Genomic DNA, 24,059 nt, shown 5'->3' with positions numbered 1-24,059 from the left:
CCGCTGTCCCTATGGGTGCCAGGGGGGCGGCGATACGGCGCCGGGCACAGAGGGTTATTGCCAGGTTCGACGCGCGTGTAACGTGCATCACCCTGACGAGCACACTTCTTCCGCATAGCGAAATCGATTCTCCGTAGAATCGGGTGGATCGTCGGGGAGAGGAGACGCGGGGTGGCGGAGGCCGTTCGGTCGCTGGAGCGTGCGTTCGATCTGCTGGAGCATCTGGCGGACGCCGGAGGCGAGATGGCGCTGTCGGAGCTGACGGAGGTCTCCGGGCTGCCGATGCCGACGATCTACCGGCTGATGCGGACGCTGGTGAACCAGGGCTACGTGCGCCAGGAGCCGTCCAAGCGCTACGCCCTGGGCCCGCGCCTGGTCCGGCTCGGCGAGGGCGCCAGCCGCCTGCTGGGCACGTGGGCGCGCCCGGTGCTGTCCCGCCTCGTGGACGAGGTCGGCGAGACGGCCAACATGGCGGTGCTGGAGGGCGACGAGGCCGTGTACGTCGCGCAGGTGCCGTCCAGGCACTCCATGCGGATGTTCACCGAAGTGGGGCGGCGCGTCCAGCCGCACTGCACCGGCGTGGGGAAGGCGCTGCTGTCCCAGTTGCCCGACCAGCGCGTCACGGAGATCCTCGCCCGGACGGGCATGGCGGCGCACACGCCCAACACGCTCACCTCCCCGGACGCCCTGCTGTCCGAGCTGGCGCGGATCCGCGAGCAGGGGTACGCGCTGGACGACGAGGAGCAGGAGCTCGGGGTCCGCTGCGTCGCGGTGCCGCTGCGGGGCGCGCCGGCGCTGACGGCGATCTCCGTGTCCGGCCCGTCCGGGCGCATGACGCGCGAGGCCGTCCCGAACGTCGTGCCCATCATGCGGGAGGCCGCCGACCGCTTCGCCAAGGAACTCGGCCCGAGCACATGAGAAGGCGAGACCGCCGCACGGACGGTCTCGCCTTCCTGGAAGCCTTTGTCAGTCGACGGGCTCGCCCACGAGTACGGTCGGGCGCCCGCCGCGCTCCCAGGCGACGAAGTCGCCGGCGGACTTGACGAGGACCGTCGCCATCCACAGGGCGAGGCCCGTGTCGTCGGCGATGCCCACCACGGGGATCATGTCGGGGATGGCGTCGATCGGGGAGATGATGTAGACGAGACCCAGGGCGAGCAGCCCGAGCGTCCCGAAGGACATGCCCTTGTACTGGCCGCGGAGGACCGCCTTGAGCATCCGGGGGACGGCCCGAGCCCGCTCCCACAGACCAGGGGCGTCGGGTTCCAGGGTCTCGCGATAGACCTGCCAGGCCTGCCCTGCGGCGGCCGCACTGCGCTTCCTGTCCACGAGCACTCCTCAGACGGGCGTTCAGGAGGGCGCGCCCCCGCGGCGCCCACGTATGACTACGACGCCACGAATGCCGGAAATGTTCCCCTCGACCGGTCCTGCGGCGGAGCTCACAGCCGGCCCGTCCGAACCAGCGCCGGAATGATCCTGACATCGCCGGACGAAACACCGCCGGGCGCGTGAGAAGGCTCACTCTCGCCGCCCACGTGCGGCGGTTCACGGCGTGTTGCCCGGCGTTCACTGGAAGCATGTCGCCCGCCGGAGGAGCGCCGCCTCCCCCGGCACGACCGGCATCGCCCGTCGACCACCGCAGGAGCCGAAGACCGACATGAGCGGCGACGATACGCATAAACCCGTCCACGGCACCGCGGCGGGCGACCCCTACGTCGCGCTGCCCCCGACCGCGGTCGACGCGTCCGCCACCGGCCCGACCCGATTGATCGTGGCCTGGCCCGGCTTCGACCCGCCGCGCACGGCGCGAGCGCTGGCGGCGGCGATCCCGATGACGGGCGTCCCGGTGTGGCGCGTCTACCTCGACCTGCCCCGGAGCTCGCCCGGCGGGCTCGAATCGGGCGCGATCCTGCAGACCGCGACGATCGAGGCGTACTGCGAGGCGGTGGAGGAAGCCGTCCAGCGTCTCCCCTCGGCCCTGGCGGACCTCCGCCGCGACCTCGCGCTGCCCGACGGCCCGGTCGGCCTGGCGGGGTTCAGCGTCGGAGGCGCCGCCGCGTTCCTCGCCGCGGCGCGCGGCGTCGTGCCGGTGAGCACCCTCGCGCTCGTGGCGCCCGTCGTCGCGCCCTCGCATGCCGCGCGGGAGGTGGAGAAGCGCTCCGCTTCCGACCGTTCCTGGACGGACGACGTCCACCGGCTCGCCGACGCGCTGGACCTCGGCGCCGTCGCCGCGGAACTGGCCGGACGGGACGTCCCGACCCTGCTCATCGGCGGAGCCGCCGACCGGGTCGTCCCCGCCCGGGAGATCACCGCGCTGCGCGACATGCTGCGCCGGCATGACACCGGGCCCGTGGAGTCCACCACGTTCCGCATGGGGCACGCGCTCGCCGCGGAGCCCGGCACCGAGGCGCGTCCGCCCATCACCGAGGCCGTGCGGGTGGACGGCGTCCTCACCGACTGGTTCCGCGAACGCCTCGCCACCCCGGCGGACGACGCGCCCGCGGAGACGTCGCGGGCATCCGGGAACACGGACGCGCCGCCCGCCGAACCGGTGGACGCGGAGAACGGCGCATGGTCGCTCGATTCGGGCGGCGACCCGCCCGAGGCCCGGGAAACCGCCGAACCCTGGAGTGCGGGCGCCGGGAGCGGACGCTGAAAACCGCCCGGCGGGCACACTGGCGCGCCCGCCGGGCGGGTCGTGATCGATCGATCTATCGCGGGATCAGCCGCGCGCGAGGACCTCGTACCGGACCGGGATCACACCCGAGCCGGTGCCGCGGACCTTCTTCATCGCGGCCCTGGACAGGTCCAGGCAGCGGCCGCTCACGAACGGGCCGCGGTCGTTGATGCGGACGGTGACGGAACGGTCGTTGTTCTTGTTCGTCACGCGGACCTTGGAGCCCATCGGCAGCGTCTTGTGCGCGGCCGTCAGGTCGCTCGGGTCGAAGCGCTCGCCGCTGGCGGTCATCTGCCCCTGCCAGTAGTACGAGGCTTCACAGGACCCCGACTTCAGGACCTTCCGCTTCTTCTTCTTTCTGGCCTTCGGCTTCGGCCCCTGGCCGGCCTTCGCGTCGGACTTGCTCTTCGGAGTCCTCGTCTTCTTCCGGGACGGCTCCGGCGAGCGGGTCCCGCGGCGGGCCGCACGCGTCGGTTCGGCGCGCGGTTCGTCCGGGAGCGGTTCCGTGGCCTTCGGCTCCGTTTGCGCGACCCGCGTCGTCTTCGCTGGACCGTCGTTCTTGACCAGGGCGAACGCGCCCAGGGTGAGGACGGCTGCCGCGGCACCGGAGATGATCAGAATCGTTCGTAGGCGTGCTCGAAGAAGACGCCTGACAGGGCTACCCACAGAGGTGTCCTTTGATCGGGAACAGGTCCCCGGACGCCCGGCGTGTCGGCACGCCGTGCTCGCGGCGCGTTCAGGCGACGTCGACCGTCCCCGAATCCCCCGCCGCCGGCGGGCTCCTGGGCCCGCACGCGCCGATCTCAAGGCGCGTCCGCGTCATCGCGGTCTGGCGTCCGGCAGGTGCGGCTGGAAAGGCATCTTCTTTTTTGATCACTCAGACGCCGCACCGAGCGACCTCTTTCGCCCTTGACGGCCTCCGCCAGATGACCTCTCTGGCGTGCCGGCCGGACGAAAGCGGTCCGTGGATGACGGTACGTCGCGCCCCGCGGTAATCAAGACGCAGAGCCCTGGTTTGTGGGCTTTGTCACCCGACCTTTTGCCGTGCGGAGTCACTCACAAGCGGTCGGTAACCGGGCAAGATGATCGCCTTTACCCGCACGAGAACCGTGATCTCGGACATATAACTAGCAGCGCGCGGAAAATGAAAACGGAGCGTCCCGCAGATGTTACGACATCCGCGAAACGCCCCGTTTTGATCAGTGCCGGGGTCAGCCGAGACCGGGCACGGCGGGCAGCTCCAGACCGGACGAGTCCAGCAGGGAGACCGCGTCGTCCCCCTTGGTCGCGGCGCGCTCGCGTGCCTTCAGCACATGCACGACCTTGCCGACGCTGTTCCCGGCCCCGTCGAGCTCGCCGCCGGCCTGGTCGACCACGCCGTCGGCCTGCCCGAGGAGGTCGTCCGCCGGGCCCGGCTGCGCGGCCCGCTCGTTCGGCGGGAAGAGCGTCGTGCCCACCGGCAGGCCGGCCGGGCTGGCCGCGCCGAGCATGGACGGGACGTCCGTCATCAGCAGGCTCACCGGCGACTCCGCCCGGCGGGCTTCGCGGAGGCCGAGACCGCCGCCGCCCAGGGCCTGGCCGAGGCCGACGTTCCCGAGGACCGACTGCGACAGGCCGCCGAGGTCGCCGGTGGGCAGCGCGTTCCCGAGCGGGTCGGGGTTGGCGCGGAGGCCGGGCCCGGCCCCGGTGCTCCGGAGCACGCCGTCGACCTTGTGCGTGGCCTGCTCGGCGGTCTGCCCGGCGGTCCGGGTCACGGGCTCCGGGAGCGCCCGGGCGACCGGCGCGGCCGCGGCGTAGCTCTCGTAGAGGAGTGCGGTGGACGGGCCTGTCGCGGCGTTCGCGGGCACGGCCGCGACGGCGAGCGCGGCGGCCGGAACGAGGACGGAGACGCTCAGCAGACTCTTGACGGATCGGTTCATGCTTCCCCCCGGGAATTTCGGATGTGACCCTGCACGTGTGATGTGCGCCCGCGCGGTCGGCAGTTTCCGGCGCACCGTCGACCGGCGACGTTAGTACAGCCGGAAGACGCGCATGGCCATTTGGAGAAGCGATTGGTAAACACCATATAGATCTACGGAAGCCGGTGACCGAAAACCCAGGGCCGCCAAATGGCGACAAGCTCCGACAAAACAATCCGGGAAACGAGAACGGGGACGCCCCGCAGGGCGTCCCCGTCCGGCACGTACCGGCTACTCCGCGCTGCCGCCGAGCGCGATGGCCGTGTCCACCTCGTCCTTGCGCGCGGCGAGTTCGGCCGCGTAGCGCTCCTCGTCGACCTTCTCGGCGATCTCCTCGTCCTGCTTCATGAGCGCTTCGAGGTCGGCCTTGGCGTTGTCGAGCACGCCCATGTCGTCGTAGGCCGCCTGCACCTTGTCGCCCCACAGCCCGACGTCCCGGACGCACGGCACGATGCGGCTGAACAGCAGCGACTGATAAAGCGTGTACATATCCGAGTTGTCGACGTATTCCATGCACTTGTCGACCGGCATGTCGAGCTGCTCGAAGATCTCGCGCCCCTTGAAGCGGTCCCGCATCAGGTAGCAGCCCTCGACGACGAACTCCTCGCGCTCGGCCCGCTCCTTGTCGGTGAGCTCGGCGTAATAGTCCTTGAGCGCGAGCCGGCCGAACGCCACGTGCCGCGCCTCGTCCTGCATGACGTAGGCCAGGAGCTGCTTGACCAGCGGGTTCGTCGACATGTCGCGGTAGAGGCCGAACGCGGCGAGCGCGAGGCCCTCGATCAGGACCTGCATCCCGAGGTACGGCAGGTCCCACCGGCTGTCCTCCAGCGACTCGGCGAGCAGCTTCGCCAGGTCCTGGTTGATCGGGTAGTACATGCCGATCTTCTCGTGCACGAACTTCGTGTACAGCTCGACGTGGCGCGCCTCGTCCATCGTCTGGGTGGCGGCGTAGAACTTGGAGTCGAGGTCCGGCACGGACTGCACGATCCGCGCCGACACGTTGAGCGCGCCCTGCTCACCGTGCAGGAACTGGCTGAACAGCCACGACCCCTGGTGCCGCCCGAACTCGTCGCGCTCCTGCTGCGACATCTTGTCCCAGATGTCGGAGCCGAAGAGCGGGTTGAAGTTCTCCGGCAGGCCGGCGACGTTGATCGGATCGACCTCGAGATCCCAGTCGATGCGCTTCTGCGCGTCCCACTGCTTGTCCTTGCCCTTCTGGTACAGGCTCAGCAGCCGGTCGCGTCCATCGTCGTATTCCCAGGTGAAGCGGGTGTCACCGGCCATGGGGACGTCCCACGTCTCCGTAGGGACCGGTGTGGAGTAGAGCTCGTAGGAACTCACTGGGGATCCTCCTCGGGGGGATGACGCCGCGCGATCGCGACGCAAGTGTGCTCCGCCCACGGCTTTACATACCTTCGTAACATGTAAAGCTCCGAGAAACCAGACCCGCCGAGAACCCCACCCCTCAACCGACCACCCCTGCCTCCCTCAACTCAACGGGACTGGAGGGCGTCCAGGCCGACGGCTTGGGCTATCACCAGGCGGCGGTCCAGGCGCGGGTCGTGGATTTCGACGACGTAGCGGTCGCGGATGCCGAACTTCTTGTCGACGGAGAAGACGAGCTGGTCACCGGCGTAGAAGTCGAAGTGGTACGGCCACGCGAACGGAAGCGCCTCCACCCAGGGGATGAACTGCCAGACGCGCCGCAGCACGGCGAGGGCCTTGTTGCGTTCGCTGCCCGTCGTCACGCCGAGGCCGGGCTGTTCGAGGTGCCAGGTGGAGGCCAGGAGCGACTTCTTGAAGTCCTTGCGGAAGACGCCGATCGCCCGCCCGTCCGCGTCCGTGATGTCGTACGCGGAGGCGAGGTCGATGCGCTTGCGGGCTTTGAAGCCGAGGATCGGCCGGGACTTCGTGTCGTCCGTGTAGAGGGTGACCTGCTCCTTGAACGCCATGCGCTTCTGCTGGGCGAAGGCGAGCAGTTCGCCCTCCTTCCCGCCCGGCGCCTCGGCGCGCACTTCGTACTGGTTCACCATCAGGCGTATCCGCTGCCTGATCAGCAGCCTGTCGTGCGCCTGGAGCCCTTGTGCGTCCAGCGGACTCACCCGTTCCTCAGCATTCGCGAAATCTGTCACGGATGAGTGTGACAGGTCAGGAATCTTCGATGTGCGATGCGAGGTAGCTGTGGATGAGCCGCTCCGCCTCGGCGACGATCACCGGGTCGCCGGCGGGATCGCTGCGGAACGCCATCTTCAGGACGGCGTCGCCGGCCTCCACCGAGATGGCGAGGGCGGTGGCCAGGCCGGGGGTGTCCCGCAGGTCGAAGGTCTCGACGATCATCCGGCGGAGCGTCTCGGCCACGACCGCGTTGTTGTCGGCGTCGGAGTCGAGCAGGTTGACGTCCGCGACGTCGCCGAACCGCAGGACGCGGAAGCCGGGCACGGTCCGGTGCATCTCGACGAAGATCTCGATGATCGCGCCGACCGTGTCGGACCATTCGGCGAAGTCGTCCTCGGCCAGCCGCGCCGAGATCCGCTCCCCGAAGACCTCCAGGTTGCGCAGGGCGAGGGCCTGCGCGACCGCGCGCTTGTCGGGGAAGAACTGGTACACCGAGCCGATCGCCACGTCGGCGCGCTGGGCGATGCGCGTCGTGGTGAGGCCGTCGTAGCCGTCCTCGTCGAGGATGTCCGCGCAGGCGTCGAGCATCCGCTGGACGCGTTCGGCGCTGCGGCGCTGGGCTGGAAGGCGGCGGAGCGGAGTCCGGATCTCGGTCACCCCACCATTGTGACCCCGAACACGGTGGACCTCGGCGTCCGCGGACCGGCGGTCACTTACGGTGGACCAACCGAGTCTTCCGCGCACACCGTCCGAGCCCCTAATATCCGAAGGCTATTCGCGTTTTTCGCGCGGGTCAGGTGGAGGAGGGCGCGATGGGGCTGCCGGAAGCCGGGTTCCGCTGGGGTGTCGCCACCGCCGCGTACCAGGTCGAGGGCGCGGTGGACGAGGACGGGCGGGGCCCGTCCATCTGGGACACGTTCTCCCACACGCCGGGACGCGTCCGCGACGGCCACACCGGCGACGTCGCCTGTGACCACTATCACCGGTGGCCCGCGGACATCGCGCTCATGAAGGACCTCGGTGTCGGCTCCTACCGGTTCTCGATCGCGTGGCCGCGCGTCCAACCCGCCGGGATCGGTCCCGTCAACACCAGGGGGCTCGACTTCTACGACCGGCTGGTGGACGGGCTGCTCGCCGCCGGCATCGCCCCCGCCGCGACGCTCTACCACTGGGACCTCCCTCAGCCGCTCGAAGACGCGGGCGGCTGGATGGAACGTGACACCGCCTACCGGTTCGCCGAATTCTCCTACCTGGCCGCCGAGCGGCTCGCCGACCGCGTCGACATGTGGATAACCCTCAACGAGCCGGTGGTCGTGACGGCCTACGGGTACGCGTTCGGCGTCTACGCCCCCGGCCGGACGCTCATGCTCGACGCGCTCCCCACCGCGCACCACCAGCTGCTCGCCCACGGCTTGGCCGTGCACGCCCTGCGCAGCAGGAACGCCCGCAAGGTCGGCCTGACGAACCACTACTCCCCGGCGTGGGCGGCGACCCCCGAGGACCAGCCCGCCGCGGACGCCTTCGACGCCTTCATGAACCGGCTGTTCACCGACCCCGTGCTGACCGGCCGCTACCCCGATCTCCTGGACGGGGCACCGTTCGTCCGTCCCGAGGACCTCTCCGTCATCGCCGCCCCCCTCGACTTCCTCGGCGTGAACTACTACCAGCCGACCCGGCTGGCGACGCCGTCCGAAGGGCCGCTTCCCTTCGACATCGTGGACATCACCGAGTACCCGACGACCGGGATGGGCTGGCCGATCGTCCCCGACGCGTTCCTCTCACTGCTGCGTACGCTCCACTCCAGGTACGACCTGCCCCCGCTCTACATCACCGAGAACGGCTGCTCCTACCCGGACGAGATCGGCCCGGACGGCACCGTGGACGACTCCGCCCGCATCGACTTCCTGGACGCCCACATCAAGGCCGTGCGGACCGCCATCGACGAGGGCATCGACATCCGCGGCTACTACGCCTGGTCCCTCCTGGACAACTTCGAATGGTCGGAGGGCTACCACCCGCGGTTCGGCCTCGTCCACGTGGACTACGAGACCCAGAAGCGCACGCCGAAGAAGTCCTTCACCTGGTACCGCGACCTCATCGCGTCCTCCCGCGGGCCAGTCGGGTCGCGCTGACCTCGCGGACGGCGCCGCCCGGGTGCTCGCCGGTGGCCTGCTCACGCCCGCTTGCGCCCGGGAGGTCCGAATGCCCGGCATCCGCCCGCTGCGCCCGGCGGCGGTAGCAGTAGTGGACGGTCAGGACCGCCAGCAGCGGCCCCCAGGCGAGGCAGGGCGCGTAGGCGGCGGTCATCACGGTCTCCGCGAACCCGTCCGGGCTCCCGGGCAGCGCCATGGCCTCGCTCCAGACGAACGCCGTGTCCACGCTGAGGTACGTGACCGCGGCGGCGCCGAGCGAGGCCGCCCCGACGGCGAACGAGACGGGCACCCGGCGCTCGGCGACCAGCGGGAACCAGCGCGGGAAGACCTCGCCCCAGGGACGCACCAGCCCGATCGCGAGCAGCGCGAAGAGCTCCGCGAGGATGCTCAGGGAGAAGACGTAGGGCGTCCCGATCGGGTGCGGGAAGTCGGTGAGCTCGCTCCCCTCGGTGAATCCCACCGGCACCCCGAGGCCGAGCGCGATGCGCCACAGTCCGGACGGCAGCACGGTGAGCGGGATGATGTGGGCTACGACGTCGGCCCATCGGGGAACCGGGCGGGCGGTGGTCATGGCGTCCTCCTTCGTGTGAACGCCTTCATGCTCTGCGGCGCGCCCCTGCCGGGACCTCCCTCCCGGGACCGGCACCGATCCCCCGCGGGGGTGAATCGAGGTCAGCGGCCCAGCGTGCCCACGGGGTCCGCCAGCAGTGCGGCGAAGCCCAGCTCGGCCGCGCCCGCGAGGGTCGAGTCGTAGCCGAGGGCCGCCGTCCGGAGCGCGACGCGCTCCCGGGAGACGGGCAGGACGCCCGCCTGCACGCGGGCGTCCACCTGGGCCGCGGCGCCGCGGTAGATCTCGCTCAGCATGCCGCCGAAGACCACGACGCCGGGGTTGAACAGGTTGATCAGGTTGACGACGCCGATGCCGAGCCAGTCGCCGACCCGGTCCAGCGCCGCGCGGGCGGCCGCGTCGCCGTGCCGCGCCGCCCGCACGGCGGCCCGGACGCCTTCGCGGCCGAGCGGCCCGCCGGTGCGTCCGGCCGCCTCCAGCAGCGCCGCCTCGCCGACCTCCGCCTCCAGGCAGCCGCGCGAACCGCAGTTGCAGGGCCGCCCGCCGTAGGGGTTGACGATCATGTGCCCGAGTTCGGCGGCGTAGCCCTCGTCACCGTCCAGCAGCCTGCCGCCGACGATGATGCCGCCGCCCACGCCCACGTCGCCGTGGAGGTAGACGAGGTTCCGGCTGCCGGCGCCCGCGCCGCGCTCGTGCTCGGCCAGCGCCCCCAGGTGGCCCTCGTTGCCGACGGCCACGGGCAGCCCGAGCCCCAGGCGCCGGCCGAGCGCCGGACCGAAGTCGAGGTCGGTCCAGCCGATGGTGGGCACCAGCCGCACCTTCCCGTCCGCGGCCCTGATCAGGCCGCAGTAGGACGCGCCGACACCGACGCACTTCGCGTCCGGCGGCGCGGCGGCCACCAGCGCGGCGCCGAAGCCGGCGAGGACGGCGACGATCTCGTCGAGGTCGTCGTCACCGCGGCGCCGTGCCGCCTCCCTGCGCTCCAGCACCGTGCCGCCGAGCCCGACCCTGGCGGCGACGAGCCGGTCCACCGCGACGTCGAAGGCCAGCACGTACACCCGGCGGGTCTCGGGACGGACCACCAGCGACGGCCGCCCGGCGCGGCCCGTCGTCGCCGACGTCTCCTCGCGCACCAGGCCGGTGCCCGCGAGCTTGCTGATCAGCGTGAGGATCGTGCTCCGGTTGACGCCCATCCGGTCGGCGAGCTCGGTCCGCGACACGGCCCCGTCGCGGTGCACCTCCCGCAGCACCACCCCGAGGTTGCGCCGCCGTGCCGCCTGCGGAGCCCGCCGTCCCGTGCCGATGGCCCCCGACACGGTCGAGGACGACATGGCTCCTCCTCTCCCGACGTGACACCGCCAAGTTACCCAAGGGGACCCGTTCCGTCGCCCGCCCGGTCCGGCTTCGGCCCCCGCCGCGCAACGATCGGACACCGGACGTTCCGGTGATTCGCCTGCCCGTCCGGGCACGCCAGGTGGCGCGGGAAGGCGGCCGTAAAGATCCCGTAAACGGGTTCCGCCAGTGTGCGGGCCTGGGGAGGCGGGTCGGCCCGCCGCCCCGACCGGACTCGAAAGGACGAAACCCATGCGCAGGCTCAAGCTCCAGGTCCAGACCTCCCTCGACGGCTACATGGCCGCCCCGAACGGCGAGATGGACTGGATGACCTTCCCCTGGACCGACGACATCAGCGCCCACGTCAACGCGCTCACCGACTCGGTCGACACCATCGTGCTGGGCCGCAAGCTCGCCGAGGGCTTCATCCCCGCCTGGGAGTCCGAGCCGGAGGGCGAGGACCAGGCGTCCATCGACTGGATGAACAACACCCCCAAGGTCGTCGTCTCCGACTCGCTCACCGAGTCGCCGTGGAAGAACGCGACCATCGCGGGAGGCGACCTCACCGAGCTCGTGAACGGGCTGAAGGCGCGGCCCGGCGGCGACCTCATCGTCTACGGGGGCAGCACGCTCGTGACGGACCTGATCGCGCGGGAGCTGATCGACGAACTCCACCTGTTCGTCAACCCGTCCTCGCTGGGCGCGGGGCTGCCCGTGTTCCCCGGCCTGGACGGCCACCAGCGGTTCCAGCTCGTCACGGCACGCCCGTTCGACTGCGGGATCACCGCCCTGCACCTCGAACCGAAGCGCTCCTGACCGCGGCGCACCGCTCGCCGCGGCCGCAGGGGGGCGGTCGGGCCGGGATCAGGCGGCGGACGCGGCGGACAGGCGGTAGGTGGTGCCGCTGCTGCCCTGCACCCAGGCGTCGGGCAGGGCGGCGGCCAGCGCGTGCTGGGCCCGCCAGCCCGTGCAGTGGCCGGGGACCACGAGGCTCGGGGCGAACTCGGTCAGCGCCTGGACGGTGGGCGGGATGATCGGTTCGAAAGCGGGGCCGCCCAGGTGGAACCCGCCGAGGAGGGCGTGCAGCCGGTCGACGCCGGTCAGCCGCCGCGCGTGCCGCACGATGTTGACCGCGCCCGCGTGACCGCAGCCCGTCAGCACGACGAGGCCACGGTCGCGGACGTTCACGATGAGGGCCTGGTCGTCGGTCACCAGCGGGTCGTGCACCCACTCGCCGCCCGTCCACGCCTGGTGCGGGGGCGGCATGCCGCGCTCGAACTCGGTGGTGCGGTCGACCTCGCCGGTGATCAGCACGCTGCCGTCCAGGAGGAGCGAGGGCACCCGGCGTTCGACCACCGCGAAGCCCTCCCCCTCCAGGGCACGCTTGCTCAGCGTGGGGAGCTCCTCCACCTCCTTGCCGGGGACCGCCAGCCGGCGCCTCGTCCACACCAGGGGGTGCAGCACCATCGGCAGCGACCGGACGCCGCGGGAGCCCGCCAGCCCGGCCAGCCCGCCCGCGTGGTCGAAGTGCCCGTGGCTGAGCACCACGGCCTCGATGCCGCCGAGGTCGATGCCCAGCCGGTCGGCGTTGGTCACCATCGCGTCCGGGGACAGGCCCGTGTCGAACAGCAGCGTGTGGGAGCGGCCCGCCCGGCGCACGGTGACCAGCGCGGCGAACCCGTGCTCCGCGATCATCCCGGTGAAGGTCCGGTCGCCGTCGAACTGCCGCGCGGTCACCGCACCGGCGCCGAAGCCCGCGCGGCGGGTGCGCTCGTCGCCGGTGAGCAGGGCGTCGTACACGTTGTCGACCAGGGTCAGGATCTCGACCTCGTCCACCGGTTCCAGCGCGATCGGATCGACCGCCGTCCCCGCCGCCGGGCGCGGCATGGCCGCCGACGCCTCCCCGGGTGTCCCTGCCGTCTCGCACATACCGGCAGCCTAAACCCCGGGGAGGCGGGTCGACGATCATGACCGGCCGCGGCCCTACCCGGCCGCGCGGGTGGGGGCCGTGCCGCCACCCGTGCCGGTGGCGGTGATGGTGGCCTCTATGCCGTAGTGGTCGGACAGATACGTCTCGGTGCCATCGGGCAGGCGGATGCGGTCCTTGAAGACCACGCGGGCGGTGGCGTCCATGCCCGGCCTGATGAGCATCTGGTCAATGGGCCCGATCGAGGCATAGTCGGGGTTGAAAGTGGTGGCGGTGTCGCCGGCGAGGGCGTCCTTCAAACCGGCGGTGGACGCGAAGTCCCGGAAAAGGCGATGGTCGCGGGGGACGTTGAAGTCGCCCATGACGACCATGGTTTCCGCCGCGTCCATCCTGCCGATGTGTGCGGCGAGTTCGCGCAGTTCGGATTCCTCGGTCTTCGTGTACACGTTGGACGGGGCCCAGTCCATGTCCATGTTCGCGGACAGGTGCGTGTTCACGACCGTCAGGAAACCGCCGGGGCCGGGCAGGCGGACGCGCGTGAAAAGGGCGCCCTTGCGCATCAGCCATTCCGGGCGCGCCGGGCGGGTGGGGGTGAACGCGCGGTAGGTCCGGCGGACGATCGGCAGGCGGGAGAGGGTCACCAGACCGCCGCGCACCACCGGGAAGGCCGACGCGTGCGCGACATGCGGGTACGACTTCACGGCGCGCCGCAAACGGGTCAGGTTCAGCGGCGAAATGACCTCCTGGAGGCAGACCACGTCGTAGTCGGCGCTCTCCAGAATTCCGGCCAGCACGCCGAGGCGGGCTCGGGAATGGCCCTGGAACAGCGTGTTCAGGGTGAGAACGCGCACCCTCACGCCCGCTCCCTCCTCGTCCGGCGCGGCGTCGTCCCATGTGGCCATGCACGCACTCTACGGGGGCCCGCCAGCCGGGCTTGTTCTCCCCGAATACCGAATCGGGGCTTGCACGCGCAGTCGTTCACGTCCGAGATACTGCCCCGCTCGGCCGGGTCAGCCGTGGCGGCGTCCCACGTCCGCCAGGAACCGGTCTCCCGCGCGGCGGCCGATGCGGCCGATCGCCCGGTTCGCGGTCGGCGACACGCGAGATAGGGCGCGGCCCAGGCGGGCTTCTGCGGCGACGTAGACGACCGGGGTGTCCTGCCGGACCGCCCGCAAGACGGCCCGTGCGACCTTCTCTGGAGGGAATCCCCGCCGCTCTACCGCGCGTCCCATCCGCTCACGCAGTTCGTCGTCCACGCCGGGCGCCATGCCAATGAAGCGGGTCCGGCCGGTGATGGGCGTGTCGATCGCTCCGGGGCAGATGGCGGTTACGCCGACGCCGTAGCGGTCCATATCCAGGCGGAAGCACTCGGTCATCTGGAGCACCGCCGCCTTGGTCGCCCCGTAGGCGGGCAGTTCGGGGTTCGGCAGGTACGCCACCATCGACGAGATGTTGACGATGTGGCCGCCCTCGCCGCGCTCCATCATCTGCCGCCCGAACAGGCGGCACCCCCGGTACATGCCGTCCACGTTGATGGCGCGGATGCGCGCCCAGTCCTCCTCCGGTGTGTCGAGGAGTGAGCCGGCCATGGCGATGCCCGCGTTGTTGACGACGACGTCCGGTACGCCGAAGGAGTCGCGGACGTAGTCGGCGAACCGTTCCATCGCGTCCGCGTCGGCGACATCGACGCTGTACGGGTGGGCCTCGCCACCGGCCGCGGTGATCTCGTCCACGGTGCGCTTGGCCGCGCCCTCATCGATGTCTGCGACGACCACCCGTCCCCCTTCTGCGGCGAAGGCTTGGGCGGTGGCGCGGCCGATACCGCTGCCCGCACCGGTGACGACGACGAGATCGCCCCCGAAGTCCCTGCCGGGCACTCCCGCCGCGCGCGCTTGGGCGAGAGCCGGTGTCTCCGGTCCGCCCTCGATGTGCTCCACGAACTCGGTGACCCAGCGGGCGATGAGGTCCGGGTGGCTGCGCGCCACCCAGTGCCCGGCGGGCGCGCGCCGCACGTACAGCCGCGCCACCGGGCCGCGGGCCGACAGCAGCAGCGACCGCGACCCGTACCTGTCCTTGGTCGGCACGATGAGCTGCACGGGCACGTCCGTCCGGCCCTGGTCGGCACGTCCGGACCCGCCCGCACCGCGCCCACCGCGGCGGCCCATGTTCGCCCGGTACAGGCCGAGCCCGTTGCGCGCGTCCGCCGCCAGGGTGGCCGCCGGGTGACCGGACCGCGGCTCGGCGCCCTCGCGCAGCCCCAGCAGGCGCGGGAAGCCCGTGGCCAGGACGCGCGCCGCGGCCTCCCCCAGCTTCGGCGCCATCAGCACCGGCATGTAGACGCTCCGCCGCGCCTGCCCGACGACCTCCGCCACCCCGCGCGGCCCGGACCGGACGGCCTCCCGCGCCCAGCGCGCCATGTGCCGCCGGTCCGGGCCGGAGATCGAGGTGAAGGACGCGATGCGGCCCCGCAACCGGTCCCCGATGACGGCCTCCCAGCCCTGCACCGAGCCCCAGTCATGCCCCACCAGATGCACCGGCTCATCGGCACCGACCCCGTCGAGCACCGCCTTCAGGTCGCCCATCAGCGCGTCGAGCCGGTAGTCGAGCGGGTCGGCGGGGGTGCTCGACGCGCCGGCGCCCCGCACGTCGTAGGCGACGACGCGGAACCGCCCGCCGAGCCGCTCGGCCACCTCGTCCCACATCGCGCTCGTGTCCGGGTAGCCGTGGACGAGGACGACCGTCGGCCGGTGCTCCGCGCCGCGCACCCGCACCGCCAGCTCGATCTCGCCCGACTTCACCCGCAGGTCACCCATGACGCCGCCCACCCCGGTCCGTAAGAGCTCGTTCCCCGTGAAACTACGCCCGTCCGGGAGGCCGCCGACAGCGCGCGGTCCCGCCTACCGGACGGGCTGGCGGAGGATCGTGCGCATCTTCTCCGGGTCGGTCTCGCCGGGATCCGACAGGTAGATCTCGTGGTGCAGGCCGTTCCGGGTGCGGCCCTCCGCCTCGATGAGCGCGGCCATGCGGGCGAGGGACGCAGGCTCGTCCGAGTACGGCCCCCGGTGAAGCATCTGGACGCACAACCCGTCGGTGAACGTGACGTGCTGGACGCGGCACGCCGCGGGCATCCCTGGCCGTACCTGCTCGCAGGCCCGGTCGACCGGCATGGGGCCGTCCGGGAGCCGGAGGAACAGGTGCCACCACCACTCGTCGCGCGGCACATCGAACGGTGAGCGCTCGTCCTCGACCCACCAGCGTCCTTCCAGCGGCACCATCGGCGCATCGAGCGCACCCATGACGGCATAGAGCGCGCCCACGCTCTGGCTGTAGGCCGCGCCTCCCGGCTCACCTCGTCCGGTAACGGCCAGGCCCGACACGGGGCCGTGCTCCACCAGTTCCGGTTCTTCCGCCGCCTCGTACCAACTCACTGGGAGTCCTCCACTCGTATCTGCACCCGGGTCTCCAGGCGCTCGGGCGGCGTGGTCGCGGGGTCGCTGAGGTACACCTCGCGGACGGGCCCCGCGGGCGTGTGCCCGTGGTCGCCGAACCACGCGAGCACGCCATGGACGGTGAGCGGAATCTCCTCGTACGGGCCGACATGGAGGGCCGAGGCGAACGCACCGCCGGGCAGGAGGTCGTCGCCGTCCGCCGCCTCGACGGTCACCCGGACGTCGAACTCCTCCGCCATGTCCAGCGGGAACAGCCCGACCAGCAGGCCGCCGCGCGACATCCGGGGCAGCAGCCGGGCCACGCACGCCCCCGTCGCGTCCGGGATCGTCGCGGGCGTCGCGGGCTCGCGGGCGGCGAACACCCGCCGCGCCGGTTCCCGGACGACCGACACCTCGTGCTCCGGCAGCCCCTCGGCGAGCACCCGGTCCAGGAGCCGCAGCCCGCGCTGCCGCCTGGCGACATCGGCCTCGATGCGGTCCCGCGCCGCCTTCAGCTCGTCGCGCTCGTCCCCGGACAGGACGCGCGCCACGACCGGCAACGGGACGTCCATGGCCCGCAGCAGGCCGATCATCAGCGCGTCCCGCGCCTGGGCCGGCCGGTAGTAGCGGTAGCCGGACGCGGGGTCCGTCCACGCCGGGGCGAGCAGCCCCAGGTCGTCGTAGTGCCGGAGTTGCTTGACGCTCAGCCGGCACAGCCGGGCGAAGCGTCCGATCGGCAGGAGATTCTTGCTCACGGGCACCACCCTGACGTCTCCCCCGGTGGGAGAGTCCAGCTCAGCCCGCGGTCGGGCGAGCGTTGAGCCCGGTGCAGGCCCGCAGGTTGTCCCACCGCTGGACGGCCGCCTTCGCCTGGGCGCCCTTCAGCGGGATCGGGATGCCGCCGGAGATCTGGGCGGGGTCCCACTTGTCCTTGGTGACCTTGCCGTTCTCCACCTTCAGGTACAGCACACCGGACTCCGCCGTCTTGCCGTTCGCGGAGTAGAACACGAAGTTCCCCATGCCGTAGTGGACGTACGCGCCGTTCTGGTAACCGCCGCCGGCCAGGATGTGCTGGTGACCGCCAACGAGGATGTCGGCGCCCGCCGCGATGAGCTTCTCGGCGAGTTCCTTCTGCCGCGGCAGCGGGCAGGGCTCCAGCTCCGCACCCCAGTGCAGGTGGACGATGACGACGTCGGAACCCTTGCTGGCCTCCTTCACCGCCTGGACCATCCGCGGGACGTCCTTGGCAGAGGCAAGCCCGCCCTGGGTGTCCGTGGCCGTCCACGCCTGGATCAGGTGGTCATCCAGCACCTGTGTCGCCCCAACAATGGCGAGCTTGTTGCCCTTAACGGTCACCCGGTAGGGACGGTAAGCCTCGTCAGCGTTCTTGCCGATCCCAACGGTCGGGAGCCGGGCGCGCTTGATGGCGGCCAAGGAATCGCGTAGCCCGCCCTCCATGTAGTCCATGCCGTGGTTGTTGGCCATGGACGTGACGTCCACGCCGGCGGCCTTGAGCGCGGTGAGCGCGGTCGCCGGGGCGCGGAAGGTGAACTGCTTGCCGGGCGCGGGCGTACCGCCCGTCGTGATGGCCGTCTCCAGGTTGACCATGGCGAGGTCGGCGACGCGCAGCTTCTTGGCGATCGGCCCGAGCGCGGTCTTGGGGTTGCCGAGGCGGGGCCGCAGGATGCCCTCGAAGTGCACATCGCCGCCGAACGCGAGGATGATCGGCTCCTTGGCGGGCGGCGCCGGCCGCGCCCCGCCCGAGGGTGCGCCGGACTTCGCGGGCGGCGACGTCGCACCCGACGCCTCGGAGTCGCCCGAACTGCCGCACGCCGCCGCCGTCAGCGCCAGCGTCCCCGCCATGGCCGCGGCCACGGCCGTCCTTCCGCGCATGCTCATCGCCTCACCTGCGTCGTCCCGGCCCCCTTGGACCTCCCGGGTCGGACGCCCAAGCATGCCATGCGCACCCGGCACACTCACAAAGACATGCGTTTCAAAAACTTGAAGCGTTCAGGTACTTGGGGTTAGGTGGAGCCGAGCCCCAAGCCTTCTCCGGAGGGACGGCCCACTGCCTCGGGGCCTCCCTCACGGGGCGTGTCCTCTGCGGGGACACGCCCCCGAAGCGGCCGGGCGGCCTCCCCCGCCCGGCCGCTTCCCGTCCCCCACGAGCCCTGACGTGGCGCTATAGGCTCTGGCCAGGTACCGGACCGAGTGCTAGGAGCCGCACATGCCCCTCCCCGCCTGGGCAACGGACCCCTCGATCTTCTTCATCACCGAAGAGGAGTACGAGGCCCTGCCTTCCGAGGTCTGCAAGACCATCGAGGTCGTCGGCGGCAGGGTCGTCTTCTGCGAGTCCCCGAGCCTGGAACACCAGTATGTTTCCCTCAACCTGGCGATGGCGTTGAAGGCCGCTCGTCCGCCGAAGCCGTGTATCAGCGTCGTCCAGGACGCAGACATGCGCTACCGGTACTCAAATCCGCACGCAAGTCGACGAAACAGGCGTTTCACCCTGCGGCGGCCTGACATCAGTGTCATGCACTGCGTCGAGCGTGGCGCGAAGCTCTGGTCGGACGACGTCATTACCGCCATCGAGATCACATCGAGCGACGACGAGGTCGACTTCAACGACAAGCGCGCAGAATACGCGGCGCAACGCATCCCCGCCTACCTGATCGTCATCATGGAGGACGGGCAGATCGTAGCGATCGAAGAACACCGGCTCGACTGGAGTGCCCGGAACTACCAGCTCGTCGCCGTCCACCGCGGGGCCCTCGAAACCGAACTCCCAGAGGGCATGAAGGTGAGTGTGACGTTCTCCGACCTGGAAACCGCCTGACTCCGGCCTCCCCCCGCCCGGCCGCTTCCCGTCCCCACGCCGAGTTGGAGAGCGTCTGATCGGCCGGTCAGTGTTCTGCTTTCTGGCGGTTTCCCCGGGGTAGTTCGTAGGGGGCTTCGGGGTCGGGCAGTTCTTTGGGGTCGGTCTGGGCCGTGGTCTTTTCCAGCGCGGATGCGGCCTCGTCCAGGGAGCCGCCGAAGGCGCCGGAGACGGCCTTCAGCGCGGTCGTGACCTCGCTGGGGATGACCCAGAAGGTGCTGCCCTTGCCTTCGGCCAGTTTCGGGAGGGTCTGCAGGTACTGGTAGGCGAGGAGCTTCGGGTCCGGGTCGGCCTCGTGGATCGTGCTGAAGACCCGTTCGATCGCGGCGGCCTCGCCCTCGGCCTCCAGGATCGCGGCCTCCCGGGAGCCCTCGGCGCGCAGGATCGTCGACTGCTTCTCGCCCTCCGCGGTGAGGATCTTGGACGCGCGGGCGCCCTCGGCGGTCAGGATCGCGGCGCGCTTCTCCCGCTCGGCGCGCATCTGCTTCTCCATCGCGTCCTTGATGGACGGCGGCGGCTCGATCGCCTTGATCTCCACGCGGGTGACGCGGATGCCCCATTTGCCGGACGCGTCGTCCAGCACCCCGCGCAGCGCCGTGTTGATCCGGTCGCGGGAGGTCAGCGTGGCCTCCAGGTCCAGGGTGCCGATGACGTTGCGGAGGGTCGTCGCGGTGAGCTGCTCGATCGCCTTGATGTAGTCGACGATCTCGTAGTCGGCGGCGCGCGGGTCGGTCACCTGGAAGAACAGCACGGTGTCGATGTGGACGACGACGTTGTCCTCGGTGATGACCGGCTGCGCCCCGAACGAGACCACCTGCTCGCGCAGGTCGATGCTGGTCTTCACCCGGTCGACGAACGGGATGACGAAGCTGATGCCCGGTTCGAGCGTGCGGTGGTAGCGGCCGAGGCGCTCCACGTTGCGGGCCCGCGCCTGCGGGATGATCCACACGGCCCGCATCATCGCGCTGACGAGCAGGGCCAGCCCGGCGGCCAGGGCGATGAGGACGGTGACGGCGATGTCGGTCATGGCTGCCCCTCATTCGAGGACGAGACCGGATAGAGCAGTGCGGTCGCCCCTTCGATGGCGAGGACGTCGGCGACGGCGTCGGCCGGGATGACCAGGTCGGGGTCGTAGGGGCGGGCCGTCCACTCCTCACCGCCGATCAGGGCGCGCCCGCCGCGGCGGTTCACCTCGGTGAGGGTGAGCGCCTCGCGGCCGACGAGCGCGGCGGTGCCCGAGCGCAGCGGCGGCGGCCGGGTGATATGGCGGTGCGCGATGGGCCGGACGACGGCGAGCCCCGCGACGGAACCGATGGCGAACACCGCGACCTGGGCGGCGAAGGGGAGACCGAGCGCGCCGGCGAGGCCGGCCGCCAGGGCGGCGGCGGCCAGCAGGCCCAGCACGAACGTGAGCGTGAAGATCTCGGCGATTCCGAGCAGCGCGGCGACGACCAGCCAGACGACCCACGACTCCATAGCAGCTCCTCACGGCTGCCCGAAAGCCCTCCCCGCAAAGGTAACTCCAAAATCCACGTCTCGGCCATGCCCGGTCATGACGTCTCGCGTCATGGCGCCCCCAGGCCAGGACAGGCCATGATGGAAAGGAACTATTTACGAGGAGTGTCCCGATGGGCGACCGCACGGCTTTCCGCACCTGTCCCCTCTGCGAAGCCCTGTGCGGCCTCGAACTCACCCTTGACGACGCGGGAACCGTGACCCGCGTACGGGGCGACGGGAAGGACCCGTTCAGCCAGGGGTTCATCTGCCCCAAGGGCGCGACTCTCGGCAGTCTCGACGGCGACCCCGACCGGCTGGCCGCGCCACTCGTCCGGAGCGCCGCGGCGGACTGGGACGAGGTGGGCTGGGACGAGGCGTTCGAGACCGTCCGGCGCGAGCTGTCCGCCGTCATCGCGAAGCACGGCCGGGACTCCGTCGCCGTCTACATCGGCAACCCGACCGCGCATTCGCTTGCCGGTCCCCTCTACGCGGGCGCGATCGTCAAGGCCATCGGCACCCGCAACCTGTTCACGGCCAGCACCGCCGACCAGATGCCGAAGCACGTGTCGTGCGGGCACATGTTCGGCGACCCCCTCGCGATCCCCGTGCCGGACCTGGACCGCACCGACCATCTCCTCATGCTCGGCGCGAACCCCCTCGAATCGAACGGCAGCCTGTGCTCGGCGCCGGACTTCCCGGGCCGGCTCAAGGCGATCCGGGCGCGCGGCGGGAAGGTCGTCGTGGTCGACCCCCGCCGCACGCGGACGGCCGCCCTCGCCGACGAGCACCTGTTCCTCCGCCCCGGGACGGACGCGTTCCTGCTGATGGCGCTCGTCCACACGCTGTTCGCCGAGGACCTGACCGCGTCCCCGGAACACCTGGCCGGGCGCGTCAACGGCCTGGACGACCTGCGCGCCCTCGCCGTCGACTTCGCCCCCGAGCGCGTCGCGGAGATCACGGGCGTCCCCGCCGGCACGATCCGCCGGACGGCCCGCGAGCTGGCCGCGGCCGGGCGCGCCGCCGTCTACGGGCGCATCGGCACCTGCACCCAGGCATACGGGACGCTCAACAGCTGGCTCGTGGACGCCCTCAACGTCCTCACGGGGAACCTCGACCGGCCCGGCGGCGCGATGTTCCCGCGTCCCGCCCACGCGCCCGTGTACCGGCGCAAGAGGCCGTTCACGACCGGCCGGTGGCGCAGCCGCGCCCGCGGGCTGCCCGAGGTCAACGGGGAACTGCCCGTCGCGACCCTCGTCGACGAGCTGGAGACGCCCGGCGAGGGCCAGGTCAAGGCACTGATCACGATCGGCGGCAACCCGGCGCTGTCGGCCCCCAACTCCGCCCGGCTCGACCGCGCGCTCGCCGGCCTGGAGTTCATGGTCAGCGTCGACCCCTACCTGAACGAGACGACCCGGCACGCGCACGTGGTCCTGCCGCCGCCGCGTCCCGTGCAGACGCCGCACTACGACCTCGCGCTGGTCGGCCTCGCCGTCCGCAACTACGCGCGCTTCTCCCCGCCGGCGGTGCCGCTGCCGGACGGGCGGCCCAGCGAGTCGGAGATCCTGGCCCGCCTCGCCATGCTCGCCTCCGGCACGGACGGCGATCCCGCCGCCCTCGACGAGCTGGTCATCAACACGACGCTCACGAAGGCCGCCGCCGCCGAGGGCTCGCCCGTCCACGGCCGCGACCCCGGCGAACTGCGCAAGATGCTCGACGGCGGCACCCCGACCGAGCAGCGCCTCGACATGATGCTGCGCCTCGGCCCGTACGGCGACGGTTTCGGGGCCGAACCGTCCGGCCTCACGCTCACCCGGCTGCGCACCGAACACCCGCACGGCCTCGACCTCGGCGCCCTGGAACCGCGCCTGGACGAGGTCCTCTGCACCACCTCGGGACGCGTTGAGCTGTGCCCGTCCACGTTCGCCGCCGACGTGGACCGCCTCCACTCGGCCCTGCGCGACCCCGCGCCCACCGGAATGCTCCTGATCGGGCGCCGCCACCTGCGTTCCAACAACAGCTGGCTGCACAACGTCCCCGAACTCGTGCGCGGCTCCAACACGTGCACGCTCCAGCTCAACCCCGCCGACGCCGACCGCCTCGGCATCTCCACCGGCGACTGCGTCCGCGTCACGTCCCGCACCGGCACCGTCGAGGCCGTCGCCGAACCCACCGACACCGTCATGCCCGGCGTCGTCAGCCTCCCGCACGGCTGGGGCCACGACCGTCCCGGCACCCGCACGGAGGTCGCCCACCGCCACGCGGGCGTCAACGTGAACGCCGTCACCGACGACCAGGAGATCGACCCCCTGTCCGGCAACGCCGTGTTCAACGGCGTGCCCGTGACGCTTGAGCCCGTGACGCGCTGACCCCGTGGTTTAGCCCCATCCGCCATCAGGTAGGAATGACTGGCCACATACATACGCAGCAGACCACTGTCGCGACAGGCGTCTCACGCGGAGGAGGGGCATGAACCGCAGGACGGGCATCTTCCGGCGCATGTCCCGGCCGCAGGGCTCGGCACGGCTGGCGGACGCCACCGAGAGCCTCGAACAGGCCCGCGGCCTCGACCGCACGATCCGCGCCCTCTCCACGGCCGTCCGGCGGACGCTGCGCACCGGCCCGGTCAAGGACACTCTGCACGGCGTCCCGATCGGGCACCCCGCGCACCCGCCGCTGACCGACCTGCCCATGGGCCTCTGGATGTCCGCCGCCGTCCTGGACCTCATGCCGGGCACCCGCCGCGCGTCACAGACCCTCGTCGCCGCCGGGCTCGCCGGCGCCGTCCCGACCGTCCTCACCGGCATAGCCGACTGGTCGGCGATGCACCGCGAACAGCAGCGCGTCGGCCTGGTCCACGCGGCGGGGATGGCGACCGCGAGCGGCCTGTACTCGGCGTCCTTCATAGCCCGCTACCAGGGCCGCGACGCCGCCGGCCGCGCCTTCGGCTTCGCCGGCCTCACCGCCCTCCTGGCGGGCGGCTACCTGGGCGGCCACCTGGCCTTCCGCCAGGCCGGCGGCGCCAGCCATGCCGACCAGACCGCCCACCTGGTCAGCCTCGGCTGGCACGACCTGTGCAGCACCGAAGACCTCCCGGACGGCTGGCCGGTACACCGCCGCCTCGGCTACATCAGCCTGTTCGTCCTGCGCACCGGCGACGAGGTCCACGTCCTGACCGACCGCTGCAGCCACCTCGCCGGCCCCCTCCACCAGGGCCGCATCGTCACCGACGACAACGCCGACACCTGCGTGATCTGCCCCTGGCACGGCAGCACCTTCCGCGTCCGCGACGGCGCGGTCGTCCACGGCCCCGCCACGGCCCGCCAACCGTCCTTCGAAACCCGCGTAACCGAATCGGGAACGATCCAAGTCCGCCCCCTCGGCTAACCGTCCCGCAAGCTCAAGGCCACCCGACCACGCTCAGCCTCTACGCACCGGGCTCGGCCCCACCGCATAGACGACAAACGGGTAAAACGTCGTCCGCGGGTGTCGGCCGAGCCGATGGGTAGACCTGCCAGATGAGGGTGCCGCG

The 24,059-nt window shown here is 71.4% G+C and carries 23 protein-coding genes; 7 read left to right on the top strand and 16 right to left on the bottom strand.

Going from position 1 to position 24,059, the window contains the following annotated elements; genetic code table 11:
• The first annotated feature begins 171 nt into the window (after positions 1-171).
• Complete coding sequence (locus E1289_RS04410; protein WP_279486759.1) at positions 172-918, top strand: IclR family transcriptional regulator; 747 nt, start codon at positions 172-174, stop codon at positions 916-918.
• Positions 919-966: 48 nt separating this feature from the next.
• Here E1289_RS04410 and E1289_RS04405 read toward each other — a convergent pair whose 3' ends face one another.
• Entirely contained in the window at positions 967-1,329 is a 363-nt protein-coding gene (locus E1289_RS04405; RefSeq protein WP_131975503.1) for a YkvA family protein, read from the bottom strand.
• 328 nt (positions 1,330-1,657) lie between these two features.
• Between E1289_RS04405 and E1289_RS04400 the strand changes: the two genes are divergently transcribed.
• A complete protein-coding gene (locus tag E1289_RS04400) occupies positions 1,658-2,656 on the top strand; it encodes a hypothetical protein (protein WP_207928784.1) in 999 nt (332 codons plus the stop codon).
• A gap of 66 nt (positions 2,657-2,722) precedes the next feature.
• Here the strand turns inward: E1289_RS04400 and E1289_RS40030 are convergent, their stop codons facing one another.
• The 5 genes from E1289_RS40030 to E1289_RS04375 form a co-directional block, all read right to left on the bottom strand.
• The gene (locus E1289_RS40030; RefSeq protein WP_131975501.1) at positions 2,723-3,343 is read right to left on the bottom strand and encodes a septal ring lytic transglycosylase RlpA family protein; all 621 of its coding nucleotides are present in this window, start codon (positions 3,341-3,343) and stop codon (positions 2,723-2,725) included.
• A 545-nt stretch (positions 3,344-3,888) separates the two neighbouring features.
• Positions 3,889-4,596 carry a hypothetical protein gene (locus E1289_RS04390; RefSeq protein ID WP_131975499.1) on the bottom strand — a complete coding sequence of 236 codons (708 nt, stop codon included), beginning with the start codon at positions 4,594-4,596 and terminating at the stop codon, positions 3,889-3,891.
• A gap of 270 nt (positions 4,597-4,866) precedes the next feature.
• The gene (locus E1289_RS04385; RefSeq protein ID WP_131975497.1) at positions 4,867-5,976 is read right to left on the bottom strand and encodes a ferritin-like domain-containing protein; all 1,110 of its coding nucleotides are present in this window, start codon (positions 5,974-5,976) and stop codon (positions 4,867-4,869) included.
• Between the two features lie 152 nt (positions 5,977-6,128).
• The gene (locus E1289_RS04380; protein WP_243712599.1) at positions 6,129-6,737 is read right to left on the bottom strand and encodes a hypothetical protein; all 609 of its coding nucleotides are present in this window, start codon (positions 6,735-6,737) and stop codon (positions 6,129-6,131) included.
• A gap of 46 nt (positions 6,738-6,783) precedes the next feature.
• Complete coding sequence (locus E1289_RS04375; protein WP_131975495.1) at positions 6,784-7,407, bottom strand: TetR/AcrR family transcriptional regulator; 624 nt, start codon at positions 7,405-7,407, stop codon at positions 6,784-6,786.
• 155 nt (positions 7,408-7,562) lie between these two features.
• Here E1289_RS04375 and E1289_RS04370 point away from each other — a divergent pair, with 155 nt between their 5' ends.
• Positions 7,563-8,882 (top strand): GH1 family beta-glucosidase, encoded by a 1,320-nt coding sequence (locus E1289_RS04370; RefSeq protein ID WP_131975493.1) that lies wholly within the window; start codon positions 7,563-7,565, stop codon positions 8,880-8,882.
• On the opposite strand, the gene E1289_RS04365 is transcribed toward E1289_RS04370, so the two are convergent.
• Positions 8,845-9,474, bottom strand: coding sequence for a hypothetical protein (locus E1289_RS04365; protein WP_207928783.1), 630 nt, complete (start codon positions 9,472-9,474; stop codon positions 8,845-8,847). The two genes, E1289_RS04370 and E1289_RS04365, sit on opposite strands and share 38 nt — an antisense overlap.
• A gap of 101 nt (positions 9,475-9,575) precedes the next feature.
• Positions 9,576-10,802: an ROK family transcriptional regulator gene (locus tag E1289_RS04360; RefSeq protein ID WP_131975491.1), complete on the bottom strand. Its 1,227-nt coding sequence runs from the start codon at positions 10,800-10,802 to the stop codon at positions 9,576-9,578.
• A 253-nt stretch (positions 10,803-11,055) separates the two neighbouring features.
• Here E1289_RS04360 and E1289_RS04355 point away from each other — a divergent pair, with 253 nt between their 5' ends.
• Positions 11,056-11,619, top strand: coding sequence for a dihydrofolate reductase family protein (locus tag E1289_RS04355; protein WP_131975489.1), 564 nt, complete (start codon positions 11,056-11,058; stop codon positions 11,617-11,619).
• Between the two features lie 48 nt (positions 11,620-11,667).
• Here E1289_RS04355 and E1289_RS04350 read toward each other — a convergent pair whose 3' ends face one another.
• From E1289_RS04350 to E1289_RS04325, 6 genes are all read right to left on the bottom strand, one after another.
• Entirely contained in the window at positions 11,668-12,732 is a 1,065-nt protein-coding gene (locus E1289_RS04350) for an MBL fold metallo-hydrolase (RefSeq protein ID WP_131975487.1), read from the bottom strand.
• A 54-nt stretch (positions 12,733-12,786) separates the two neighbouring features.
• Positions 12,787-13,632, bottom strand: a complete 846-nt coding sequence (locus tag E1289_RS04345; protein ID WP_131975485.1) for an endonuclease/exonuclease/phosphatase family protein — start codon at positions 13,630-13,632, stop codon at positions 12,787-12,789.
• Between the two features lie 108 nt (positions 13,633-13,740).
• Entirely contained in the window at positions 13,741-15,543 is a 1,803-nt protein-coding gene (locus E1289_RS04340) for an SDR family oxidoreductase (RefSeq protein ID WP_131975483.1), read from the bottom strand.
• Positions 15,544-15,627: 84 nt separating this feature from the next.
• On the bottom strand, positions 15,628-16,158 hold the full coding sequence (locus E1289_RS04335) for a GyrI-like domain-containing protein (RefSeq protein WP_131975481.1): 531 nt from the start codon (positions 16,156-16,158) through the stop codon (positions 15,628-15,630).
• Positions 16,155-16,913 (bottom strand): MerR family transcriptional regulator, encoded by a 759-nt coding sequence (locus tag E1289_RS04330; protein ID WP_131975479.1) that lies wholly within the window; start codon positions 16,911-16,913, stop codon positions 16,155-16,157. The genes E1289_RS04335 and E1289_RS04330 overlap by 4 nt, the downstream gene beginning before the upstream one ends.
• Before the next feature lie 40 nt (positions 16,914-16,953).
• Positions 16,954-18,051: a CapA family protein gene (locus E1289_RS04325; RefSeq protein WP_131975525.1), complete on the bottom strand. Its 1,098-nt coding sequence runs from the start codon at positions 18,049-18,051 to the stop codon at positions 16,954-16,956.
• A gap of 334 nt (positions 18,052-18,385) precedes the next feature.
• Here E1289_RS04325 and E1289_RS04320 point away from each other — a divergent pair, with 334 nt between their 5' ends.
• Positions 18,386-18,994, top strand: coding sequence for a Uma2 family endonuclease (locus tag E1289_RS04320; RefSeq protein ID WP_131975477.1), 609 nt, complete (start codon positions 18,386-18,388; stop codon positions 18,992-18,994).
• Positions 18,995-19,061: 67 nt separating this feature from the next.
• On the opposite strand, the gene E1289_RS04315 is transcribed toward E1289_RS04320, so the two are convergent.
• Together E1289_RS04315 and E1289_RS04310 are read right to left on the bottom strand one after the other, a co-directional pair.
• Positions 19,062-20,060 (bottom strand): SPFH domain-containing protein, encoded by a 999-nt coding sequence (locus tag E1289_RS04315; protein ID WP_131975475.1) that lies wholly within the window; start codon positions 20,058-20,060, stop codon positions 19,062-19,064.
• On the bottom strand, positions 20,057-20,509 hold the full coding sequence (locus E1289_RS04310) for an NfeD family protein (RefSeq protein WP_131975473.1): 453 nt from the start codon (positions 20,507-20,509) through the stop codon (positions 20,057-20,059). The genes E1289_RS04315 and E1289_RS04310 overlap by 4 nt, the downstream gene beginning before the upstream one ends.
• A 152-nt stretch (positions 20,510-20,661) precedes the next feature.
• Between E1289_RS04310 and E1289_RS04305 the strand changes: the two genes are divergently transcribed.
• Together E1289_RS04305 and E1289_RS04300 are read left to right on the top strand one after the other, a co-directional pair.
• Positions 20,662-22,896, top strand: a complete 2,235-nt coding sequence (locus tag E1289_RS04305) for a molybdopterin oxidoreductase family protein (RefSeq protein WP_131975471.1) — start codon at positions 20,662-20,664, stop codon at positions 22,894-22,896.
• A gap of 100 nt (positions 22,897-22,996) precedes the next feature.
• Positions 22,997-23,914, top strand: coding sequence for a Rieske 2Fe-2S domain-containing protein (locus E1289_RS04300; protein WP_131975469.1), 918 nt, complete (start codon positions 22,997-22,999; stop codon positions 23,912-23,914).
• Positions 23,915-24,059 lie beyond the last annotated feature (145 nt).

The organism is Actinomadura sp. 6K520 (assembly GCF_004349245.1).
Classification (GTDB): domain Bacteria; phylum Actinomycetota; class Actinomycetes; order Streptosporangiales; family Streptosporangiaceae; genus Spirillospora.
The sequence above is the reverse complement of the archived record's forward strand: the minus strand, read 5'-3'. Positions and strand labels throughout refer to the sequence as shown.

Bases quoted from the DNA above. Each gene is read 5' to 3' on its own strand.
- E1289_RS04400 (WP_207928784.1), top strand. From the start codon at position 1,658: ATGAGCGGCGACGATACGCATAAACCCGTCCACGGCACCGCGGCGGGC.
- E1289_RS04390 (WP_131975499.1), bottom strand. From the start codon at position 4,596: ATGAACCGATCCGTCAAGAGTCTGCTGAGCGTCTCCGTCCTCGTTCCG.
- E1289_RS04370 (WP_131975493.1), top strand. From the start codon at position 7,563: ATGGGGCTGCCGGAAGCCGGGTTCCGCTGGGGTGTCGCCACCGCCGCG.
- E1289_RS04365 (WP_207928783.1), bottom strand. From the start codon at position 9,474: ATGACCACCGCCCGCCCGGTTCCCCGATGGGCCGACGTCGTAGCCCAC.
- E1289_RS04360 (WP_131975491.1), bottom strand. From the start codon at position 10,802: ATGTCGTCCTCGACCGTGTCGGGGGCCATCGGCACGGGACGGCGGGCT.
- E1289_RS04355 (WP_131975489.1), top strand. From the start codon at position 11,056: ATGCGCAGGCTCAAGCTCCAGGTCCAGACCTCCCTCGACGGCTACATG.
- E1289_RS04350 (WP_131975487.1), bottom strand. From the start codon at position 12,732: ATGTGCGAGACGGCAGGGACACCCGGGGAGGCGTCGGCGGCCATGCCG.
- E1289_RS04345 (WP_131975485.1), bottom strand. From the start codon at position 13,632: ATGGCCACATGGGACGACGCCGCGCCGGACGAGGAGGGAGCGGGCGTG.
- E1289_RS04340 (WP_131975483.1), bottom strand. From the start codon at position 15,543: ATGGGTGACCTGCGGGTGAAGTCGGGCGAGATCGAGCTGGCGGTGCGG.
- E1289_RS04325 (WP_131975525.1), bottom strand. From the start codon at position 18,051: ATGCGCGGAAGGACGGCCGTGGCCGCGGCCATGGCGGGGACGCTGGCG.
- E1289_RS04320 (WP_131975477.1), top strand. From the start codon at position 18,386: ATGCCCCTCCCCGCCTGGGCAACGGACCCCTCGATCTTCTTCATCACC.
- E1289_RS04315 (WP_131975475.1), bottom strand. From the start codon at position 20,060: ATGACCGACATCGCCGTCACCGTCCTCATCGCCCTGGCCGCCGGGCTG.
- E1289_RS04310 (WP_131975473.1), bottom strand. From the start codon at position 20,509: ATGGAGTCGTGGGTCGTCTGGCTGGTCGTCGCCGCGCTGCTCGGAATC.
- E1289_RS04305 (WP_131975471.1), top strand. From the start codon at position 20,662: ATGGGCGACCGCACGGCTTTCCGCACCTGTCCCCTCTGCGAAGCCCTG.
- E1289_RS04300 (WP_131975469.1), top strand. From the start codon at position 22,997: ATGAACCGCAGGACGGGCATCTTCCGGCGCATGTCCCGGCCGCAGGGC.